Annotated in this window: 15 protein-coding genes; 13 read left to right on the plus strand and 2 right to left on the minus strand. The window is 72.1% G+C overall.

Translation table 11 applies throughout. The features are described from left to right. The first annotated feature begins 33 nt into the window (after positions 1-33). From ftsZ to GRQ65_RS14970, 13 genes are all read left to right on the plus strand, one after another. Positions 34-1,254 carry a cell division protein FtsZ gene (gene ftsZ, locus GRQ65_RS14910; protein WP_160878775.1) on the plus strand — a complete coding sequence of 407 codons (1,221 nt, stop codon included), beginning with the start codon at positions 34-36 and terminating at the stop codon, positions 1,252-1,254. Then, complete coding sequence (locus tag GRQ65_RS14915; protein WP_337191754.1) at positions 1,255-1,947, plus strand: purine nucleoside phosphorylase YfiH/LACC1 family protein; 693 nt, start codon at positions 1,255-1,257, stop codon at positions 1,945-1,947. Further along, positions 1,944-2,648 carry a YggS family pyridoxal phosphate-dependent enzyme gene (locus GRQ65_RS14920; RefSeq protein WP_160878776.1) on the plus strand — a complete coding sequence of 235 codons (705 nt, stop codon included), beginning with the start codon at positions 1,944-1,946 and terminating at the stop codon, positions 2,646-2,648. Before GRQ65_RS14915 ends, GRQ65_RS14920 begins: the two co-directional genes overlap by 4 nt. Before the next feature lie 59 nt (positions 2,649-2,707). Beyond that, a complete protein-coding gene (locus tag GRQ65_RS14925; RefSeq protein WP_160878777.1) occupies positions 2,708-3,277 on the plus strand; it encodes a cell division protein SepF in 570 nt (189 codons plus the stop codon). A 64-nt stretch (positions 3,278-3,341) separates the two neighbouring features. Further along, the gene (locus GRQ65_RS14930) at positions 3,342-3,638 is read left to right on the plus strand and encodes a YggT family protein (RefSeq protein WP_160878778.1); all 297 of its coding nucleotides are present in this window, start codon (positions 3,342-3,344) and stop codon (positions 3,636-3,638) included. 177 nt (positions 3,639-3,815) lie between these two features. Further along, positions 3,816-4,577: a DivIVA domain-containing protein gene (locus GRQ65_RS14935; RefSeq protein WP_160878779.1), complete on the plus strand. Its 762-nt coding sequence runs from the start codon at positions 3,816-3,818 to the stop codon at positions 4,575-4,577. Positions 4,578-4,782: 205 nt separating this feature from the next. Then, a complete protein-coding gene (locus GRQ65_RS14940) occupies positions 4,783-5,226 on the plus strand; it encodes a TraR/DksA family transcriptional regulator (protein ID WP_160878780.1) in 444 nt (147 codons plus the stop codon). Continuing rightward, positions 5,199-5,825 (plus strand): signal peptidase II, encoded by a 627-nt coding sequence (gene lspA, locus GRQ65_RS14945; protein ID WP_160878781.1) that lies wholly within the window; start codon positions 5,199-5,201, stop codon positions 5,823-5,825. Before GRQ65_RS14940 ends, lspA begins: the two co-directional genes overlap by 28 nt. Continuing rightward, complete coding sequence (locus GRQ65_RS14950) at positions 5,822-6,757, plus strand: RluA family pseudouridine synthase (RefSeq protein WP_160878782.1); 936 nt, start codon at positions 5,822-5,824, stop codon at positions 6,755-6,757. The genes lspA and GRQ65_RS14950 overlap by 4 nt, the downstream gene beginning before the upstream one ends. Further along, a complete protein-coding gene (locus GRQ65_RS14955) occupies positions 6,744-7,493 on the plus strand; it encodes a GNAT family N-acetyltransferase (RefSeq protein WP_160878783.1) in 750 nt (249 codons plus the stop codon). Before GRQ65_RS14950 ends, GRQ65_RS14955 begins: the two co-directional genes overlap by 14 nt. Positions 7,494-7,669: 176 nt before the next feature. Next, on the plus strand, positions 7,670-11,215 hold the full coding sequence (gene dnaE, locus GRQ65_RS14960; protein ID WP_160878784.1) for a DNA polymerase III subunit alpha: 3,546 nt from the start codon (positions 7,670-7,672) through the stop codon (positions 11,213-11,215). 9 nt (positions 11,216-11,224) lie between these two features. After that, positions 11,225-11,842, plus strand: a complete 618-nt coding sequence (locus GRQ65_RS14965; protein WP_160878785.1) for a hypothetical protein — start codon at positions 11,225-11,227, stop codon at positions 11,840-11,842. Positions 11,843-11,912: 70 nt separating this feature from the next. Then, positions 11,913-13,730: a hypothetical protein gene (locus GRQ65_RS14970; protein WP_160878786.1), complete on the plus strand. Its 1,818-nt coding sequence runs from the start codon at positions 11,913-11,915 to the stop codon at positions 13,728-13,730. A gap of 136 nt (positions 13,731-13,866) precedes the next feature. Here the strand turns inward: GRQ65_RS14970 and ybaK are convergent, their stop codons facing one another. Together ybaK and GRQ65_RS14980 are read right to left on the minus strand one after the other, a co-directional pair. Further along, on the minus strand, positions 13,867-14,343 hold the full coding sequence (gene ybaK / locus GRQ65_RS14975) for a Cys-tRNA(Pro) deacylase (protein WP_160878787.1): 477 nt from the start codon (positions 14,341-14,343) through the stop codon (positions 13,867-13,869). Beyond that, a complete protein-coding gene (locus tag GRQ65_RS14980; RefSeq protein ID WP_160878788.1) occupies positions 14,328-14,993 on the minus strand; it encodes an LON peptidase substrate-binding domain-containing protein in 666 nt (221 codons plus the stop codon). The genes ybaK and GRQ65_RS14980 overlap by 16 nt, the downstream gene beginning before the upstream one ends. Positions 14,994-15,000 lie beyond the last annotated feature (7 nt).

The raw sequence follows: 15,000 nt of genomic DNA on the forward strand, positions 1-15,000 counted from the left end.
ATGGTTGAGGCACCAGCCCGAGGGGAAGCGGAGATGGCTGCAGCACAGAACTACTTGGCGATCATCAAGGTCGTCGGCATCGGCGGAGGCGGCGTCAACGCCGTCAACCGGATGATCGAGGTCGGGCTCAAGGGTGTCGAGTTCATCGCCATCAACACCGACGCGCAGGCGCTGCTGATGAGCGACGCTGACGTCAAGCTCGACATCGGTCGCGAGCTGACGCGCGGCCTGGGCGCCGGCGCCAACCCCGAGGTGGGGGCCAAGGCGGCGGAGGACCACGCCGACGAGATCGAGGAGGTCATCAAGGGCGCCGACATGGTGTTCGTGACGGCCGGCGAGGGCGGTGGCACCGGCACGGGCGGCGCGCCGGTCGTCGCCCGGATCGCCCGGAGCCTCGGTGCGCTGACGATCGGTGTCGTGACGCGCCCGTTCGCGTTCGAGGGCCGGCGCCGGGCCAACAGTGCGGAGGAGGGCATCGCGCAGCTGCGCGAGGAGGTCGACACCCTCATCGTGATCCCCAACGACCGGCTGCTGTCGATCTCCGACCGCAACGTCTCGGTGCTCGACGCCTTCAAGCAGGCCGACCAGGTGCTGCTGCAGGGTGTCTCGGGCATCACCGACCTGATCACCACGCCGGGCCTGATCAACCTCGACTTCGCCGACGTGAAGTCCGTGATGGCCAACGCCGGCTCGGCGCTCATGGGCATCGGCTCGGCCCGGGGCGAGGACCGCTCGGTCGCCGCCGCCGAGATGGCCGTGTCCAGCCCGCTGCTCGAGGCGAGCATCGACGGCGCCCACGGGGTGCTGCTCTCGATCGCCGGCGGCTCCGACCTCGGCCTGTTCGAGATCAACGAGGCCGCCGCGCTCGTCGCGGACGCCGTGCACCCCGAGGCCAACATCATCTTCGGTGCGACCATCGACGACGCCCTCGGCGACGAGGTGCGCGTCACCGTCATCGCCGCGGGCTTCGACGGCGGTCAGCCCAAGCGCTCCTCGGAGGGGCTGCGCAAGGAGCGGCCGCAGCAGACCCAGGCCGAGACGCGGGCGGCGATCGCCACCCGCCGACCCGAGTCGCGCACCGAGGACGAGACCCAGGAGCGCGAGCGGGTCCCCGCCGGCGCGACGGCGGTCAACCGCCCCTTCGAGCGCCCCGAGCGCCTCGAGCAGGCGGCGCCCAAGGCGGCCCCGGCCGCACCGGTCGCCTCGCCGGTCTTCGACGACGACGAGCTCGACGTCCCGGACTTCCTGAAGTAGGTGTTCGCCCACCGCGCCATCCGCACCGGCCCCGCCGGCCAGGTCGAGATCGGCTTCACCGACGCCGGTCTCGACCTGCAGGGTCACCGGCCGGGGTTCGCCGACGACCTCGCCCGGCTGGAGGCGGCCACCGGCGTCACGTTCGCCCGGCTCAGCCAGGTGCACGGTGACCGGGTGGTCGTGGTCGACCGGGCCGCGCCGCCAGGCCCGCGCGACGACGTACCAGAGGCCGACGCGCTGGTGACCACGCTGCGCGGGGTCGGTCTGATGGTGCGGGCCGCCGACTGCGTGCCGCTCGTCCTGGCCGACGCCGGGACGGGCGTGATCGGGGCCGCCCACGCCGGTCGGCCCGGGATGGCGCTCGGCGTCGCCACGCGCACCGTCGAGGCGATGCGTGACCTCGGAGCCACCGACATCGCAGCGTGGATCGGCCCCCGGGTGTGCGGGGGGTGCTACGAGGTGCCGGCGGCGATGCGCGAGGAGGTCGCCGAGCGGGTGCCCGCGAGCCGCGCCACCACCACCTGGGGGACGCCGTCCCTCGACGTCGGTGCCGGAGTGCGCGCCCAGCTCGAGGAGCTGGGCGTGGCGGTCGTCGACCTCGGCGGCTGCACCCGCGAGGACGAGCGCTACCACTCCTTCCGCCGCGACGGTGCCGCCGCCGGGCGTCACGCCGGGGTGGTGTGGCGCCGGTGAGCCGGGAGAGCGAGCTCGAGGAGCGGCTCACGCGCGTGCGCGAGCGGATCGCGGGCGCCTGCGCGCAGGCGGGCCGGCCCCACGACGACGTCCGCCTGGTCGTGGTCACGAAGTTCTTCCCCGCCAGCGACGTGCGGGTCCTCGCGGGCCTCGGGGTCACCGACGTCGGCGAGAACCGTCACCAGGAGGCGGAGGCCAAGGCGGCCGAGCTCGCCGACCTCGGGCTGACCTGGCACTTCATCGGTGGCCTGCAGAGCAACAAGGCCGCGGCCGTGGCGGCGTACGCCGGGGTGGTGGAGTCCGTCGACCGGCGCAAGCTGGTCTCGGGTCTCGCCCGCGGAGCGACCCAGCGCGAGGACGGCGGCGGCGTCGACGTGCTCCTGCAGGTCTCGCTCGACCCGCCGGGCCGCGAGGGCCGCTCGGGGGCGGACCCCGAGGAGCTCGACGACCTCGCGCGCGCGGTCGAGGAGGCCGACGGGCTGCGGTTGCGCGGGCTGATGGCCGTCGCGCCGCTGGGGGAGGACCCCGCCGCGGCGTTCGAGCGACTGGCCGGAGTGCGCCGCGACCTCGTGGCGCAGCACCCCGACGCGACCTGGCTCTCGGCCGGGATGAGCAACGACCTGGAGCAGGCGATCGCCGCCGGCGCGACACACGTGCGCGTCGGCTCCGCGGTCCTCGGTTCGAGGCCCTCCAACCGTTAACGTTCCACACAGGATGGCGCGACCTCTCGACGGAGGTCGCCGGACCCGGAAGGCAGCACATGAGCGGCGCGATGCGCAGGATGGGTGAGTACCTCGGCCTGCTCGAGGACACCGGTCGGTACGACGACGAGTACGCCGACGACTACACCGAGGCCTACGACGGCTACGACGCACGCTCGACCCGCGAGCGCCGCTACGCCGAGGAGACCGGGCCGCTGGCGGTGAAGCAGCCCCGTCGCGAGCCCCGCGAGCCCCGCCACGAGGTCCGTGAGCCCCGCGAGGCCAACGTCGCCGAGCTGGCCGAGCGGCGCCGTCCGGTGGGCGTGCCCACCGCGGTCGCGACCGCCGAGCCCTCGCGCATCGTGACGCTGCAGCCGAGCACCTACAACGAGGCCCGCACGGTCGGTGAGAACTTCCGCGACGGCACCCCGGTGATCATGAACCTCACCGAGATGGACGACTCCGACGCCAAGCGGCTCGTCGACTTCGCGGCCGGCCTGGTCTTCGCCTCCCGCGGCACGATCGAGCGCATCACCAACCGCGTCTTCCTGCTCTCGCCGCCCGACGTGGTCGTCGCCGCCGAGGACAAGGCGCGGATGGCCGAGGACGGGTTCTTCAACCAGAGCTGACGATCTGGTGAGCCGACGGCGAGCCGGTGGCGGCTCGCCTTGAGCGACCCGGCATGATTCACGCGTGTCCGTCGTCCTGCAGATCCTCCACGGTGTCCTGTGGGTCTTCATCGCCCTGATGTGGATCCGGTTCCTGGTGGACTGGGTGCAGGTCTTCGCGCGGTCGTGGGCCCCGAGCGGGTTCCTGCTGGTGGTGCTCGAGTTCGTCTACTCGGTGACCGACCCTCCGATCAAGGCGCTGCGTCGGTTCATCCCGCCGTTGCGGATCGGCCAGGTCGCCATCGACCTGTCGTTCATCATCGTGATGATCACCGCCTACCTGCTGCTCTCGATCGTCGGTCGCCTGGCCGTCTCGGTCTGAGCCCGGGTCGGTCCGAGTGGCCGACGGCAGCACGAGCCGCACACGAGTCACACCAGTCCCACGCCAGGCGCTACAGTCTCCAAGAGCAGTCGGATCGGACGCACGCCGCGGCGCACAGGCGCCGCGCCCAGGCTGCGCCCGACGCCCCCGAGTCAATGAAGATGAATAGGTGGACACATGCCGCTGACGCCCGAGGACGTGAGTAACAAGCGCTTCACGCCGGTCCGGCTCCGCGAGGGCTACGACATGGGTGAGGTCGACCAGTTCCTGGACGAGGTCGAGGCCGAGCTGGCCCGCCTCACCAAGGAGAACGACGACCTGCGCTCGAAGCTGTCCTCGGCGCAGACCGGCGGAGGCTCCTTCCAGCAGGAGTCGCCCCCGACCGCGCAGGTCCCCGCCGCTCCCGAGCGCAAGCCCGAGCCGGAGCCGACCCCGCCGCCCGCGCCGCAGCAGCCCGTGGCTGCCGCCGCCGCGCCGGCCGAGACCATCCGGGTCGAGACCGTCCCGCAGGCCTCCAACGCCGCCGCACGCCTCCTCGAGATCGCCACGCGCAACGCCGACGAGCTCGTCGACGGCGCCAAGAACGACGCCGACAAAATCATCGGCGAGGCCCGCACCAAGGCCGAGCGCCTCGAGGCCGAGTCCAAGGCCAAGGCCGACCGCCTCGAGTCCGACGCCCGCACCCGCGCCCAGATGCTCGACTCCGAGACCGCCGAGCGCCGCCAGCAGATGTTCGGCGAGCTCGAGCGCGAGCGCGACAAGCTCAACGGCGAGGTGGAGACGCTGCGCTCGTTCGAGCGCGAGTACCGCTCCCGCCTGAAGAGCTACTTCACCCAGCAGCTCGAGGCGCTGAACGGCCCCGGCGAGGCCGCGGCCGCCAACGAGGAGCAGCCCGCGCCCAAGCGCCTGCGCTCGATCCTCGGCGACGACGAGGTCTGAGCCGGACCTCCCCGTTCCGCGCACGCCGCGGTCGACCCCTCCGGGGTCGGCCGCGGTTCGTCGTTCCCGGGTCCTCGCGCAGCGCGGTGACACACGGTGCGGCGCGTTGTGAGCGATGCGAGGGGCGGCTACGGTCCGAGCACGCACTGAGCACCACCCGACGCGTCGGCCGCCCCGAGCCGACGTCATGCTCCCAGGAGGCGCCATGGCCCGCCGCGCGAAGACCCCCGAAGGGCCCGACACCGGGCAGCCCGGTGGCGACCTCGTCGTCAGGGCCGACGAGGACGCCTGGACCGAGCAGGAGCTGGCCGAGGTGCTCGAGGAGCTCCGCGCGCAGCGCACCCACAGCCAGGCCCAGCTCGCGGCGCTCGGCGCCGAGGTGACCGGGCTGATGCGCGACTCGGGCGACGGCGCCGGTCACGACCAGGCGGATGTCGGCGCGAGCAGCTTCGAGCGCGACCACGAGCTCGCCGTGCTGACCAGCGAGCGGGACAAGCTCGAGCAGATCGAGCACGCCCTCGAGCGCATCGACGACGGCACCTACGGCGTCTGCGAGGCGTGCGGGCAGCCCGTCGGCAAGATGCGCCTGATGGCTTTCCCGCGTGCCACACTGTGCGTGACATGCAAGCAGCGCGAGGAACGTCGCTGAGTCCTGGCGACTCCGACCCGCAGCCCCCGGCACTCCCGGCGAAGCGAGCGCGACTGCTGATCGCCGCCGTCTTCCTCCTGGCCTACGCCGTCGACCAGGTCACCAAGGTCCTCGCCGTCCGCCACCTCACCGGTGAGCCCGACCGAGAGCTGATCGGTCAGGTGCTCCAGCTGCGGCTCATCCGCAACCCGGGGGCGGCGTTCAGCGCGGGCACCGCCTACACCGAGATCCTGTCCTGCGTCGCGATCGTCGCGGTCGTGGTGGTCGTCTGGCTCGCCCGCCGCGTGCGCAGCACCCTGTGGGCGGTCGGCTTCGGTCTGCTGCTGGCCGGCATCGCGGGCAACCTGACCGACCGGCTGCTGCGCGAGCCGGGTCCGCTGCGCGGTCACGTCGTCGACTTCCTGATGCTGCCGAACTGGCCGATCTTCAACGTCGCCGACATCTGCATCAACGCCGCGGCCGTGGCGATCGTGCTGCAGGCGTTCCGCGGGGTCCACCTCGACGGGACCCGGCAGAGCGACGCCGACGACGGCACCGAGGGCGGCGACGGGGAGCGGGACGACGCACACCAGCCGGCGACCGAGGGAGAGCGCTCGTGACGCAGTCCGACCACCGAGCCCTGAGCGTGCCCGAGGGGCTCGCGGGAGAGCGCGTCGACGCGGCCATGTCACGCCTGTTCGGTCTCTCCCGCACCCGGGCGGCCGACCTCATCGGCCGCGGTCTCGTGCAGGTCGACGGCGCGGGGGCCGCCAAGAGCGACCGCGTGCTCGCCGGGGCGGTGCTCGAGGTGGAGATCCCCGTCGAGGCCGACGCCTCCGAGGTCGTCCCCGAGATCGTCGAGGGGATCAAGATCATCCACGACGACGACTCCATCGTCGTGATCGACAAGCCGGTGGGCGTCGCGGTCCACCCGAGCCCGGGCTGGACGGGCCCGACCGTCGTCGGGCACCTGGCGGGTGCGGGCTTCCAGATCGCGACCAGCGGGGCCTCGGAGCGGCAGGGCATCGTGCAACGGCTCGACGTCGGCACCTCGGGCGTCATGGTCGTGTGCAAGTCCGAGCACGCCTACTCGGTGCTCAAGGACGCCTTCCGCCAGCGCACGATCGACAAGGTCTACCACGCGCTGGTGCAGGGCCACCCCGACCCGCTCGAGGGCACGGTCGACGCCCCGATCGGACGCCACCCCAAGGCCGACTACAAGTTCGCCGTGATGGCCGACGGCCGCCCCAGCGTCACGCACTACTCCACGCTCGAGGCCCACCGGTTCGCGAGCCTGCTCGAGGTGCACCTCGAGACCGGGCGCACCCACCAGATCCGGGTGCACATGTCCGCGCTGCGCCACCCCTGCGTCGGCGACCTCACCTACGGCGCCGACCCGACGCTCGCGGCCCGGTTCAAGCTCGAGCGGCAGTGGCTGCACGCCGTACGCCTTGGCTTCGAGCACCCCGACACCGGCGAGCACGTGGAGTACTCCTCGACCTACCCCGACGACCTCGCCGACGCCCTGGAAGCGGTCCGTGCGGCCCACTGACGGCTCGGTGGACGGGTCGATCGAAGCGCTGCGCCTGCGCCCCGCGGCTCCCGGCGACCTCCCGGCGATCGCGGAGGTCCATCTCCGCGCCCGGTCCGCCGCCGTACCGGCCATGCCCGCGGCGGTGCACCCGCCGCACGAGGCGCGGGAGTGGGTCGCCGGGTGGGACCTGGCGCGCCAGGACGTCTGGGTCGCCGAGGACGTCGCCGACGGGGCGCCGGTCCTGCTGGGCTACGCCCGGGCCGACGCGGCCTGGCTGGACGACCTGTACGTCGACCCGTCGGCGCAGCGGGGCGGGATCGGCTCGGCGCTGCTCGACCTCGTGAAGGCGGCGCGACCGGACGGCTTCTGCCTGTGGGTCTTCGAGTCCAATCACCCCGCCCGGGCCTTCTACCGCCGCCACAGGCTGCTCGAGCTGGAGCGCACCGACGGCTCGGCCAACGAGGAGCGTGCCCCCGACCTGCGCATGGTCTGGCCGGGCACCGACCCGCTGACCTGCCTGCGCGGGCTGATCGACGAGGTCGACGGCGAGCTCGGCGACCTGCTCCACCGGCGCGCGGCCCTGACCCGGGCCGTACAGCCCTTCAAGGCCTCCGCCCAGCGCGACCCCGACCGGGAGCGACAGATCGCCCGGGCGCTCGCCGCGCGCGCGCCGGGCCTGGGGGAGGAGCGGCTCGCGCGCATCGTCCACGTGGTGGTCACCGAGTCGCTCGACGCCGCCGGCGACGAGCCGTGAGCCGGGACGTGACCGGACCCCGGCGGGTGTCGGTGCCGGGTGCCAGCATCGTCCTCGCGCGCGTAGGCTGAGGCCCTTCCCCGAGCATCACCGGCGCACGACGTCGACCGCACGACCACGGCCGCACCCCGGCCTGACGCACCCCGCCCCCGATCCTTGAGGAGAGCCGCCGACCGATGGCTGCGACCGACTCGTTCGTGCACCTGCACGTGCACACCGAGTACTCCATGCTCGACGGTGCCGCCCGCCTGACCGAGCTGACCAAGCGTGCGGCCGAGCTGGAGATGCCGGCGGTCGCCATGACCGACCACGGCAACGTCTTCGGGGCCTACGAGTTCTACAAGAAGGCGAAGTCGGCCGGCGTGAAGCCGATCGTCGGCATCGAGGCCTACTTCACCCCCAACATCAGCCGTCACGAGCGCAAGGGCGTCAACTTCTACGACGGCGGCTCCGACGACGTCAGTGCCCGTGGCGCCTACACCCACATGACGCTGCTGAGCGAGTCGACCGAGGGGATGCACAACCTCTTCCGGCTCAGCTCCGGCGCCTGGCGGGAGGGGTTCTTCAAGCAGCCCCGCATGGACCGCGAGCTGCTGTCCCAGCACGGCAAAGGCATCATCGGCACCACCGGCTGCCCCTCCGGCGAGGTGCAGGTCCACCTGCGCTACGGCAACTACGACGCGGCCCGCCAGGTCGCCGGCGAGTTCCAGGACATCCTCGGTCGGGACAACTACTTCCTCGAGCTGATGGACCACGGGCTGTCCATCGAGACCCGGGTGCGCGACGGTCTGCTGCGCCTGGCCAAGGACCTGCAGATCCCGCTGCTGGCGACCAACGACTCGCACTACGTCATGCGCGAGGACGCCCCCAGCCAGGAGCACCTGCTCTGCATCAACTCCGGCTCCACGATGGACATCCCGGCCGGCGACGGTCCGGGCCAGCGCTTCGCCTTCAGCGGCGACGGCTACTACCTCAAGTCAGCCGCCGAGATGCGCGAGCTGTGGCGCGACTTCCCCGAGGCGTGTGACAACACCCTGCTCATCGCGGAGCGGTGCGAGGTCGAGTTCAGCGAGTCCGTCGGCAAGTACATGCCCAAGTTCCCCTGCCCGCCGGGCGAGAACGAGGACTCCTGGCTGGTCAAGGAGGTCGAGAAGGGGCTGCGCTACCGCTACCCCGGCGGCATCCCCGACAAGGTGCGCCGCCAGGCCGACTTCGAGGTCGGCGTCATCACGCAGATGGGGTTCCCGGGCTACTTCCTCGTCGTCGCGGACTTCATCAACTGGGCCAAGGACAACGGCATCCGCGTCGGCCCCGGTCGTGGCTCCGGTGCGGGCTCGATGGTCGCCTACGCGATGCGCATCACCGACCTCGACCCCCTCGAGCACGGCCTGATCTTCGAGCGCTTCCTCAACCCCGACCGCGTCTCGATGCCCGACTTCGACATCGACTTCGACGAGCGCCGGCGCGGCGAGGTGATCCGCTACGTCACCGAGAAGTACGGCGAGGACCGGGTCTCGATGATCGTCACCTACGGCACGATCAAGGCCAAGCAGGCCGTCAAGGACTCCAGCCGGATCCTCGGCTACCCGTTCGCGATGGGCGACCGCATCACCAAGGCGATGCCGGCCGCGGTGATGGGCAAGGACGTCCCGCTGCGCGAGATCTTCGACGAGGGCCACAAGCGCTACGGCGAGGGCGGGGAGTTCCGCTCGCTCTACGAGGCCGACAACGACGTCAAGCGCGTGGTCGACACCGCGATGGGCATCGAGGGGCTCAAGCGCCAGTGGGGCGTGCACGCGGCCGGCGTCATCATGTCGAGCGAGCCGCTCGACGATGTGATCCCGCTCCTGCGCCGCCCCGCCGACGGCGCGATGATCACGCAGTTCGACTACCCGACCTGCGAGAACCTCGGCCTGATCAAGATGGACTTCCTGGGGCTGCGCAACCTCACCGTCCTCGACGACGCGCTGCTCAACATCCAGGCCAACCGCGGCGAGACGGTGGTGCTCGAGGACCTCGAGCTGACCGACGAGGCGACGTACGCCCTGTTGCAGCGCGGGGACACGCTCGGGGTGTTCCAGCTCGACGGCGGGCCGATGCGCGCGCTGCTGCGCAGCATGCGACCCGACTGCTTCGAGGACATCTCCGCGGTCGGCGCGCTCTACCGACCCGGGCCGATGGGTGCGGACTCGCACAACAAGTACGCCCGCCGCAAGACCGGTCGCGAGCCGATCGAGGCGATCCACCCCGAGCTGGCCGAGCCGCTCGAGGACGTGCTGGGGGAGACCTACGGCCTGATCGTCTACCAGGAGCAGGTCATGGCGATCGCCCAGAAGCTCGCGGGCTACAGCCTGGGCCAGGCGGACATCCTGCGGCGCGCCATGGGCAAGAAGAAGAAGGAGGAGCTGGACAAGCAGTTCGCCGGCTTCTGCGCCGGCATGGAGGAGCGCGGCTACTCCCGCGCAGCGGTCGACACGCTGTGGGCGATCCTGCTGCCGTTCTCCGACTACGCCTTCAACAAGGCCCACTCCGCGGCCTACGGCCTCGTGTCGTACTGGACGGCCTACCTCAAGGCCAACTACCCCGCGGAGTACATGGCCGCGCTGCTCACCTCGGTCAAGGACGACAAGGACAAGTCCGCGATCTACCTCAACGAGTGCCGGCGCATGAAGATCCAGGTGCTCCCGCCCGACGTCAACGAGTCCTCGGCCAACTTCACCCCGGTCGGCCACGACATCCGCTTCGGGCTCACCGCGATCCGCAACGTCGGGGCCAACGTCGTCGACGGCGTCGTCGCCGCGCGCGAGGAGCGCGGTCGCTACGTCGACTTCAACGACTTCCTCGAGAAGGTCCCAGCGCTGGTCTGCAACAAGCGGGTCGTGGAGTCGCTGGTCAAGGCGGGCGCCTTCGACGACATGAAGCACAAGCGGCGGGCGCTGGTGGCGATCCACGAGCAGGCCGTCGACCAGTACGTCGACATCAAGCGCAACGAGGCCATCGGGCAGGACAGCCTCTTCGGCGGGATCGACGACACCAGCAGCGGCTTCGGGGTCGCGGTCGCAGTGCCGGAGGACATCGAGGAGTGGGACAAGACCACGCTGCTCGGCCACGAGCGCGACATGCTCGGCCTCTACGTCTCCGACCACCCGCTCCTGGGCCTCGAGCACGTCCTCGCGTCCAGCTCGGACTGCACGGTCGGCCAGCTGCTGCTCGACGAGGACCGCGCCGACGGCAGCACCGTCACGATCTCCGGGCTGATCACCTCGGTGCAGCGCAAGATCACCAAGCGCGGGGACTCGTGGGCGATGGTGACCCTCGAGGACCTCGAGGGCGCGATCGACGTGCTGCTCTTCCCGAGCTCCTACCAGCTCGCGGCGCCGTTCCTGGCCGAGGACAACATCATCACGGTCAAGGGCAAGCTCAACCGCAGCAAGGACCAGCCCGAGATCATGGGCCAGGAGGTCAGCGTCCCCGACCTCAGCGACGGTCCGAGCGGACCGGTCGTGATCAGCCTGCCCTCGACCCGCTGCACCGGGCCGGTGGTCTCGCAGCTGCGCGAGGTCCTCGGCACCCACCCCGGCGTGACCGAGGTGCGGCTGCGCCTGCTCACCCGTGAGGCGACCAAGGTCATGCGCCTCGACGACCGGCTCCGGGTGACGCCCAGCCCCGCCCTCTTCGCCGACCTCAAGCAGCTGCTGGGGCCGGGGTGCCTGGCCGGGTGAGGCGGACCCGTGGTTGACGCACGCGTCGGGCCGTCCCCGGCACCCGGGGAGCGGCTCTCGCCGGCGCGGCGCGGAACGGGCCGGGTCGTCGTGGTCCAGGTGCTCGCGGTCGTGGCCGTCTTCGCGGCGGCCGGTGCCGGCTGCGGGTGGTTGTGGCACCGGCTCTGGCACGCCCCGTCGGGAGTCGTGTCGCAGGGCCAGTGGTTCACCGACGAGACCGGTCTGCGCGACCAGTTCGCCGGCACCGGGTGGTACGTCGCCATCGCCGTCGTGGCCGGGGTCGTCCTCGGCCTCGTCGCCGCCGTGGTCGCGGACCGCTCCGAGATCGCGACCCTCGCCGCCGTGGTCGTCGGCTCCGCCCTGGCCGGCTGGCTCATGCTGCGGGTGGGCGTGCACCTCGGCCCTCCCGACCCGGACGCGCTGGCCCGCACCAGCCCCGACGGCACGCGCCTGCCCGGCGACCTCCGGGTGCCGCAGTGGCCACCGCGCCTCGCCTTCCCGCTCGGCGCGGTCGTCGCCGTCACCATCACCTGGTTCACGACCACGGGACGACGCCACGCGGGCGACCACCCGGAGTTCAAGGAATCCTTGTCGTCTCGTCGGTTCGACGACGGAACCCCTGGGTAGGCTCCGCGCGTCCGACCCCCGTCCACGCCCTGCCCGACCCGGCAGACCACGACGTCGCACCGGAGGCCACGTGTCCAGCTCTGTCCCGCCCCCGCCGCCCGGCCCGCCCAGTGGTCCGCCCAGTGGTCCGCCGAGTGGTCCGCCGCCGGAGTACCTCACCAGCGGAGGTGGCGCGCCGGCACCGTCCGGTGGGCCGCGTCGCAGTGGTCTGAAGCGCGGCCTGATCGTCGGCGGAGGAGCGCTCGGCCTCGTCGCCGCCGGGGTCGGCGCGTGGGCCGCCTACAGCTTCATGGCGACCGGCGACCAGCCCGCCCAGGCCCTCCCGGCCGACACCCTCGGCTACGTCAGCATCGACCTCGACCCCAGCGGGGGACAGAAGATCGAGGCGCTGCGCACCCTCAACAAGTTCCCGGCCTTCGAGGACGCCGTCGGGATCGACAGCGACGAGGACGTGCGCGAATGGCTGTTCGAGAAGATCCAGGGCGGCAGCCCCTGCGAGGGGCTCGACTGGTCCGACGACGTGGAGCCCTGGCTCGGCGACCGGGCCGCGGTCGCCGCCGTCACCGGCAGCGGTGACGAGCCGGTGCCGGTCTTCGTCGTGCAGGTCACCGACGCCGGCGCCGCCCGCGAGGGCTTCGCCGCGATCAAGGAGTGCGGCGGTGGTGGCGACGAGGGCGCTCTGGTCGTCCAGGGCGACTGGGCCGTCGTCGCGGAGAACGAGGACGTCGCCTTCGACGTGCTCGAGCGGGCCGGCGAGGAGTCCCTGGCCGACGACGCCGACTTCCAGCGCTGGACCGGGGAGGCGGGCGACGCCGGCATCGTGTCGATGTACGCCGCTCCCGCCGTGGGCGACTACCTCGCCGACCACCCGGACGCGCTCGGCGGCCTGGCCGGATCCGACTTGGCCTGCGGGCTCGGCGGGGGTGTGCCCGGCCTCTCGGGCGGAGTGCCCGGCAGCCTCGACGGTGACGACACGTTCGCCTACGGCGGAGACACGCTCGGGGACGGCAGCAGCGCTTACAGCAGCGAACTGGACCTGAGCTACGACGAGTGCTCCGATGAGAGCACCGGCTCGAGCGCCGAGCTGCCCGACGAGGTGCTCGGCATGCTGCGCGACTTCGAGGGCGCGGCCGCGACCATCCGGTTCTCCGACGGTGCGCTGGAGTTCGAGGCCGCCTCCGACGGCTCCCTGGCCGACCAGTTCGGTCTCAGCGGCGCGGACGGGACGGCCGAGGCCGTGACCTCGCTCCCGGCCGACACGGTGGCGGCGTACGGCCTCGGGTTCGGCGACGACTGGTTCACCAAGGTCGTCGAGCGCTTCGCCTCCTCCGCCGGGCTCTCGCCCGAGGAGCTGATCGACACGATGTCGCAGGCCAGCGGGCTCGACCTGCCCGAGGACGCCGAGAAGCTCGCCGGCGACTCCGCGGTGCTGGCCCTCGGTGCGGGCTTCGACCCCGAGACGCTCCTCGACTCACCCGACGGCGCCGACGTGCCGATCGGGCTCAAGGTGCAGGGCGACGCCGACGACATCACCGAGGTGTTGGCCAAGCTCCAGGCCCAGGCGGGCCCGGCGGCGACGTTCCTCGACTCCAGCGAGAGCGACGGGACCGTCGCGATCGGCCCGAGCGAGACCTACCGCGAGGCGCTGCTGGAGGACGGTGACCTCGGGGACGACGAGGCGTTCCGGGCCGTGGTGCCGGAGGCGGACGACGCGTCCGTGGTCTTCTTCGTCGACCTCGACCAGGTCGAGGGGCTGCTCCAGGGCGTCGACGGGCTCGGCGAGCAGCAGGAGCTCTTCGACAACCTCGAGCCGCTCGGTGCGCTGGGCGCCAGCTCCTGGGTCGACGGCGACGTCGCCCACGGGGTGTTCCGCGTCTCGACGGACTGACGGCGGGTGGTCCCGAGACGGTCCCTGCCCTCCGGTGGTTGAGGAGGCGCGCCAGCGCCGTCTCGAAACCACTCACGCGGGAGGTGGTTTCGAGACAGGACTTCGTCCTTCCTCAACCACCGGGCGGCGGGTCGGCTCACCGGCCGATGTCGGCGACGATCGCCCCGGTCACCTCCACGAGGTCGGCCGGGGCGATCTCGAGGTCGAGCCCGCGGCGCCCGCCGGAGACGAAGACGGTGTCCCACAGCTCGACGCTCTCGTCGACGACGGTCGGGTGGGGTCGCTTCTGGCCGAACGGCGAGATCCCGCCGACGACGTAGCCGGTGGCCCGCTGGGCCGCGGCCGGGTCGGCCATGACGGCACGCCCGGCACCGACGGCGCGGGCGAGGGCCTTGAGATCGAGTCGACCGCTCACGGGCACGACCGCGACGACCAGGCGCGAGTCGGCGTTGGCGAGCAGCGTCTTGAGGACGCGGTCGGGGTCGAGGCCCAGCTCGCGGGCCGCCTCCAGCCCGAAGCTCTCCGCCGAGGGGTCGTGGGTGTACTCGCGCAGCGTGAACTCCACGCCGGCGGCGCGCAGCGCGGTCACCGCGGGGGTCAGTTGGGGTTCCACCTCGTGCGGGCGACCTCGGTCGCGGGCAGCGAGGGCAGCACGTTCATCGCCCGGAGCTCGGTGCGCAGCAGGTCGGTGACCAGCTGCAGCCGCTCGGTGGCGTCCTCGGCCTCGAGCAGCGACTGGCGCTCCTGCAGCGGCAGCGGGGCGCAGGCCGCGAGCGTCCAGGAGAGGTACGACGGGTCGCGGGGCAGGCTGCCGGAGTAGGGATCGACGCTGATCTCGGCGAGCGCGGCGCGGTAGGCGGTGAACGTCGAGCGGGCCTGCTGCAGGAGGGCCTCGGCGACCGGAGCGCTCTGCTCGGGACGGTCCACGACCTGGCCGAGGGGGAACGGGCCGGTGGTGTCGAGGCGCTCGAGCTCGATGCGGTCGAGACCGACCGCGACGACGTCGAAGCTGCCGTCGGGCAGCGCCTCGACCTCGGTGAGCTGCACCCGGCAACCCACCCGGAACAGCGACTGCGAGCCGTGCTCGCCGACCTCGTAGCCCTCACGGATCGCGACGGAGCCGAACAGGCGCTGGGTCGGGTCCTCGACACGCAGCAGGTGGTGGACCAGCGCGCGGTAGCGGTCCTCGAAGACCCGCAGGGGCACGCTCACGCCGGGGAAGACCACCGCGTTGAGCGGGAACATCGGCAGCGAGGTGCTCACGCCGTCC

Source organism: Nocardioides flavescens, from assembly GCF_009823805.1.
Lineage (GTDB): Bacteria > Actinomycetota > Actinomycetes > Propionibacteriales > Nocardioidaceae > Nocardioides > Nocardioides flavescens.

What these genes read in the sequence shown, in the direction of transcription:
- ftsZ (WP_160878775.1), top strand. Translation starts at nt 34, where the DNA reads ATGGCTGCAGCACAGAACTACTTGGCGATCATCAAGGTCGTCGGCATC.
- GRQ65_RS14925 (WP_160878777.1), top strand. Translation starts at nt 2,708, where the DNA reads ATGAGCGGCGCGATGCGCAGGATGGGTGAGTACCTCGGCCTGCTCGAG.
- GRQ65_RS14935 (WP_160878779.1), top strand. Translation starts at nt 3,816, where the DNA reads ATGCCGCTGACGCCCGAGGACGTGAGTAACAAGCGCTTCACGCCGGTC.
- GRQ65_RS14940 (WP_160878780.1), top strand. Translation starts at nt 4,783, where the DNA reads ATGGCCCGCCGCGCGAAGACCCCCGAAGGGCCCGACACCGGGCAGCCC.
- lspA (WP_160878781.1), top strand. Translation starts at nt 5,199, where the DNA reads ATGCAAGCAGCGCGAGGAACGTCGCTGAGTCCTGGCGACTCCGACCCG.
- dnaE (WP_160878784.1), top strand. Translation starts at nt 7,670, where the DNA reads ATGGCTGCGACCGACTCGTTCGTGCACCTGCACGTGCACACCGAGTAC.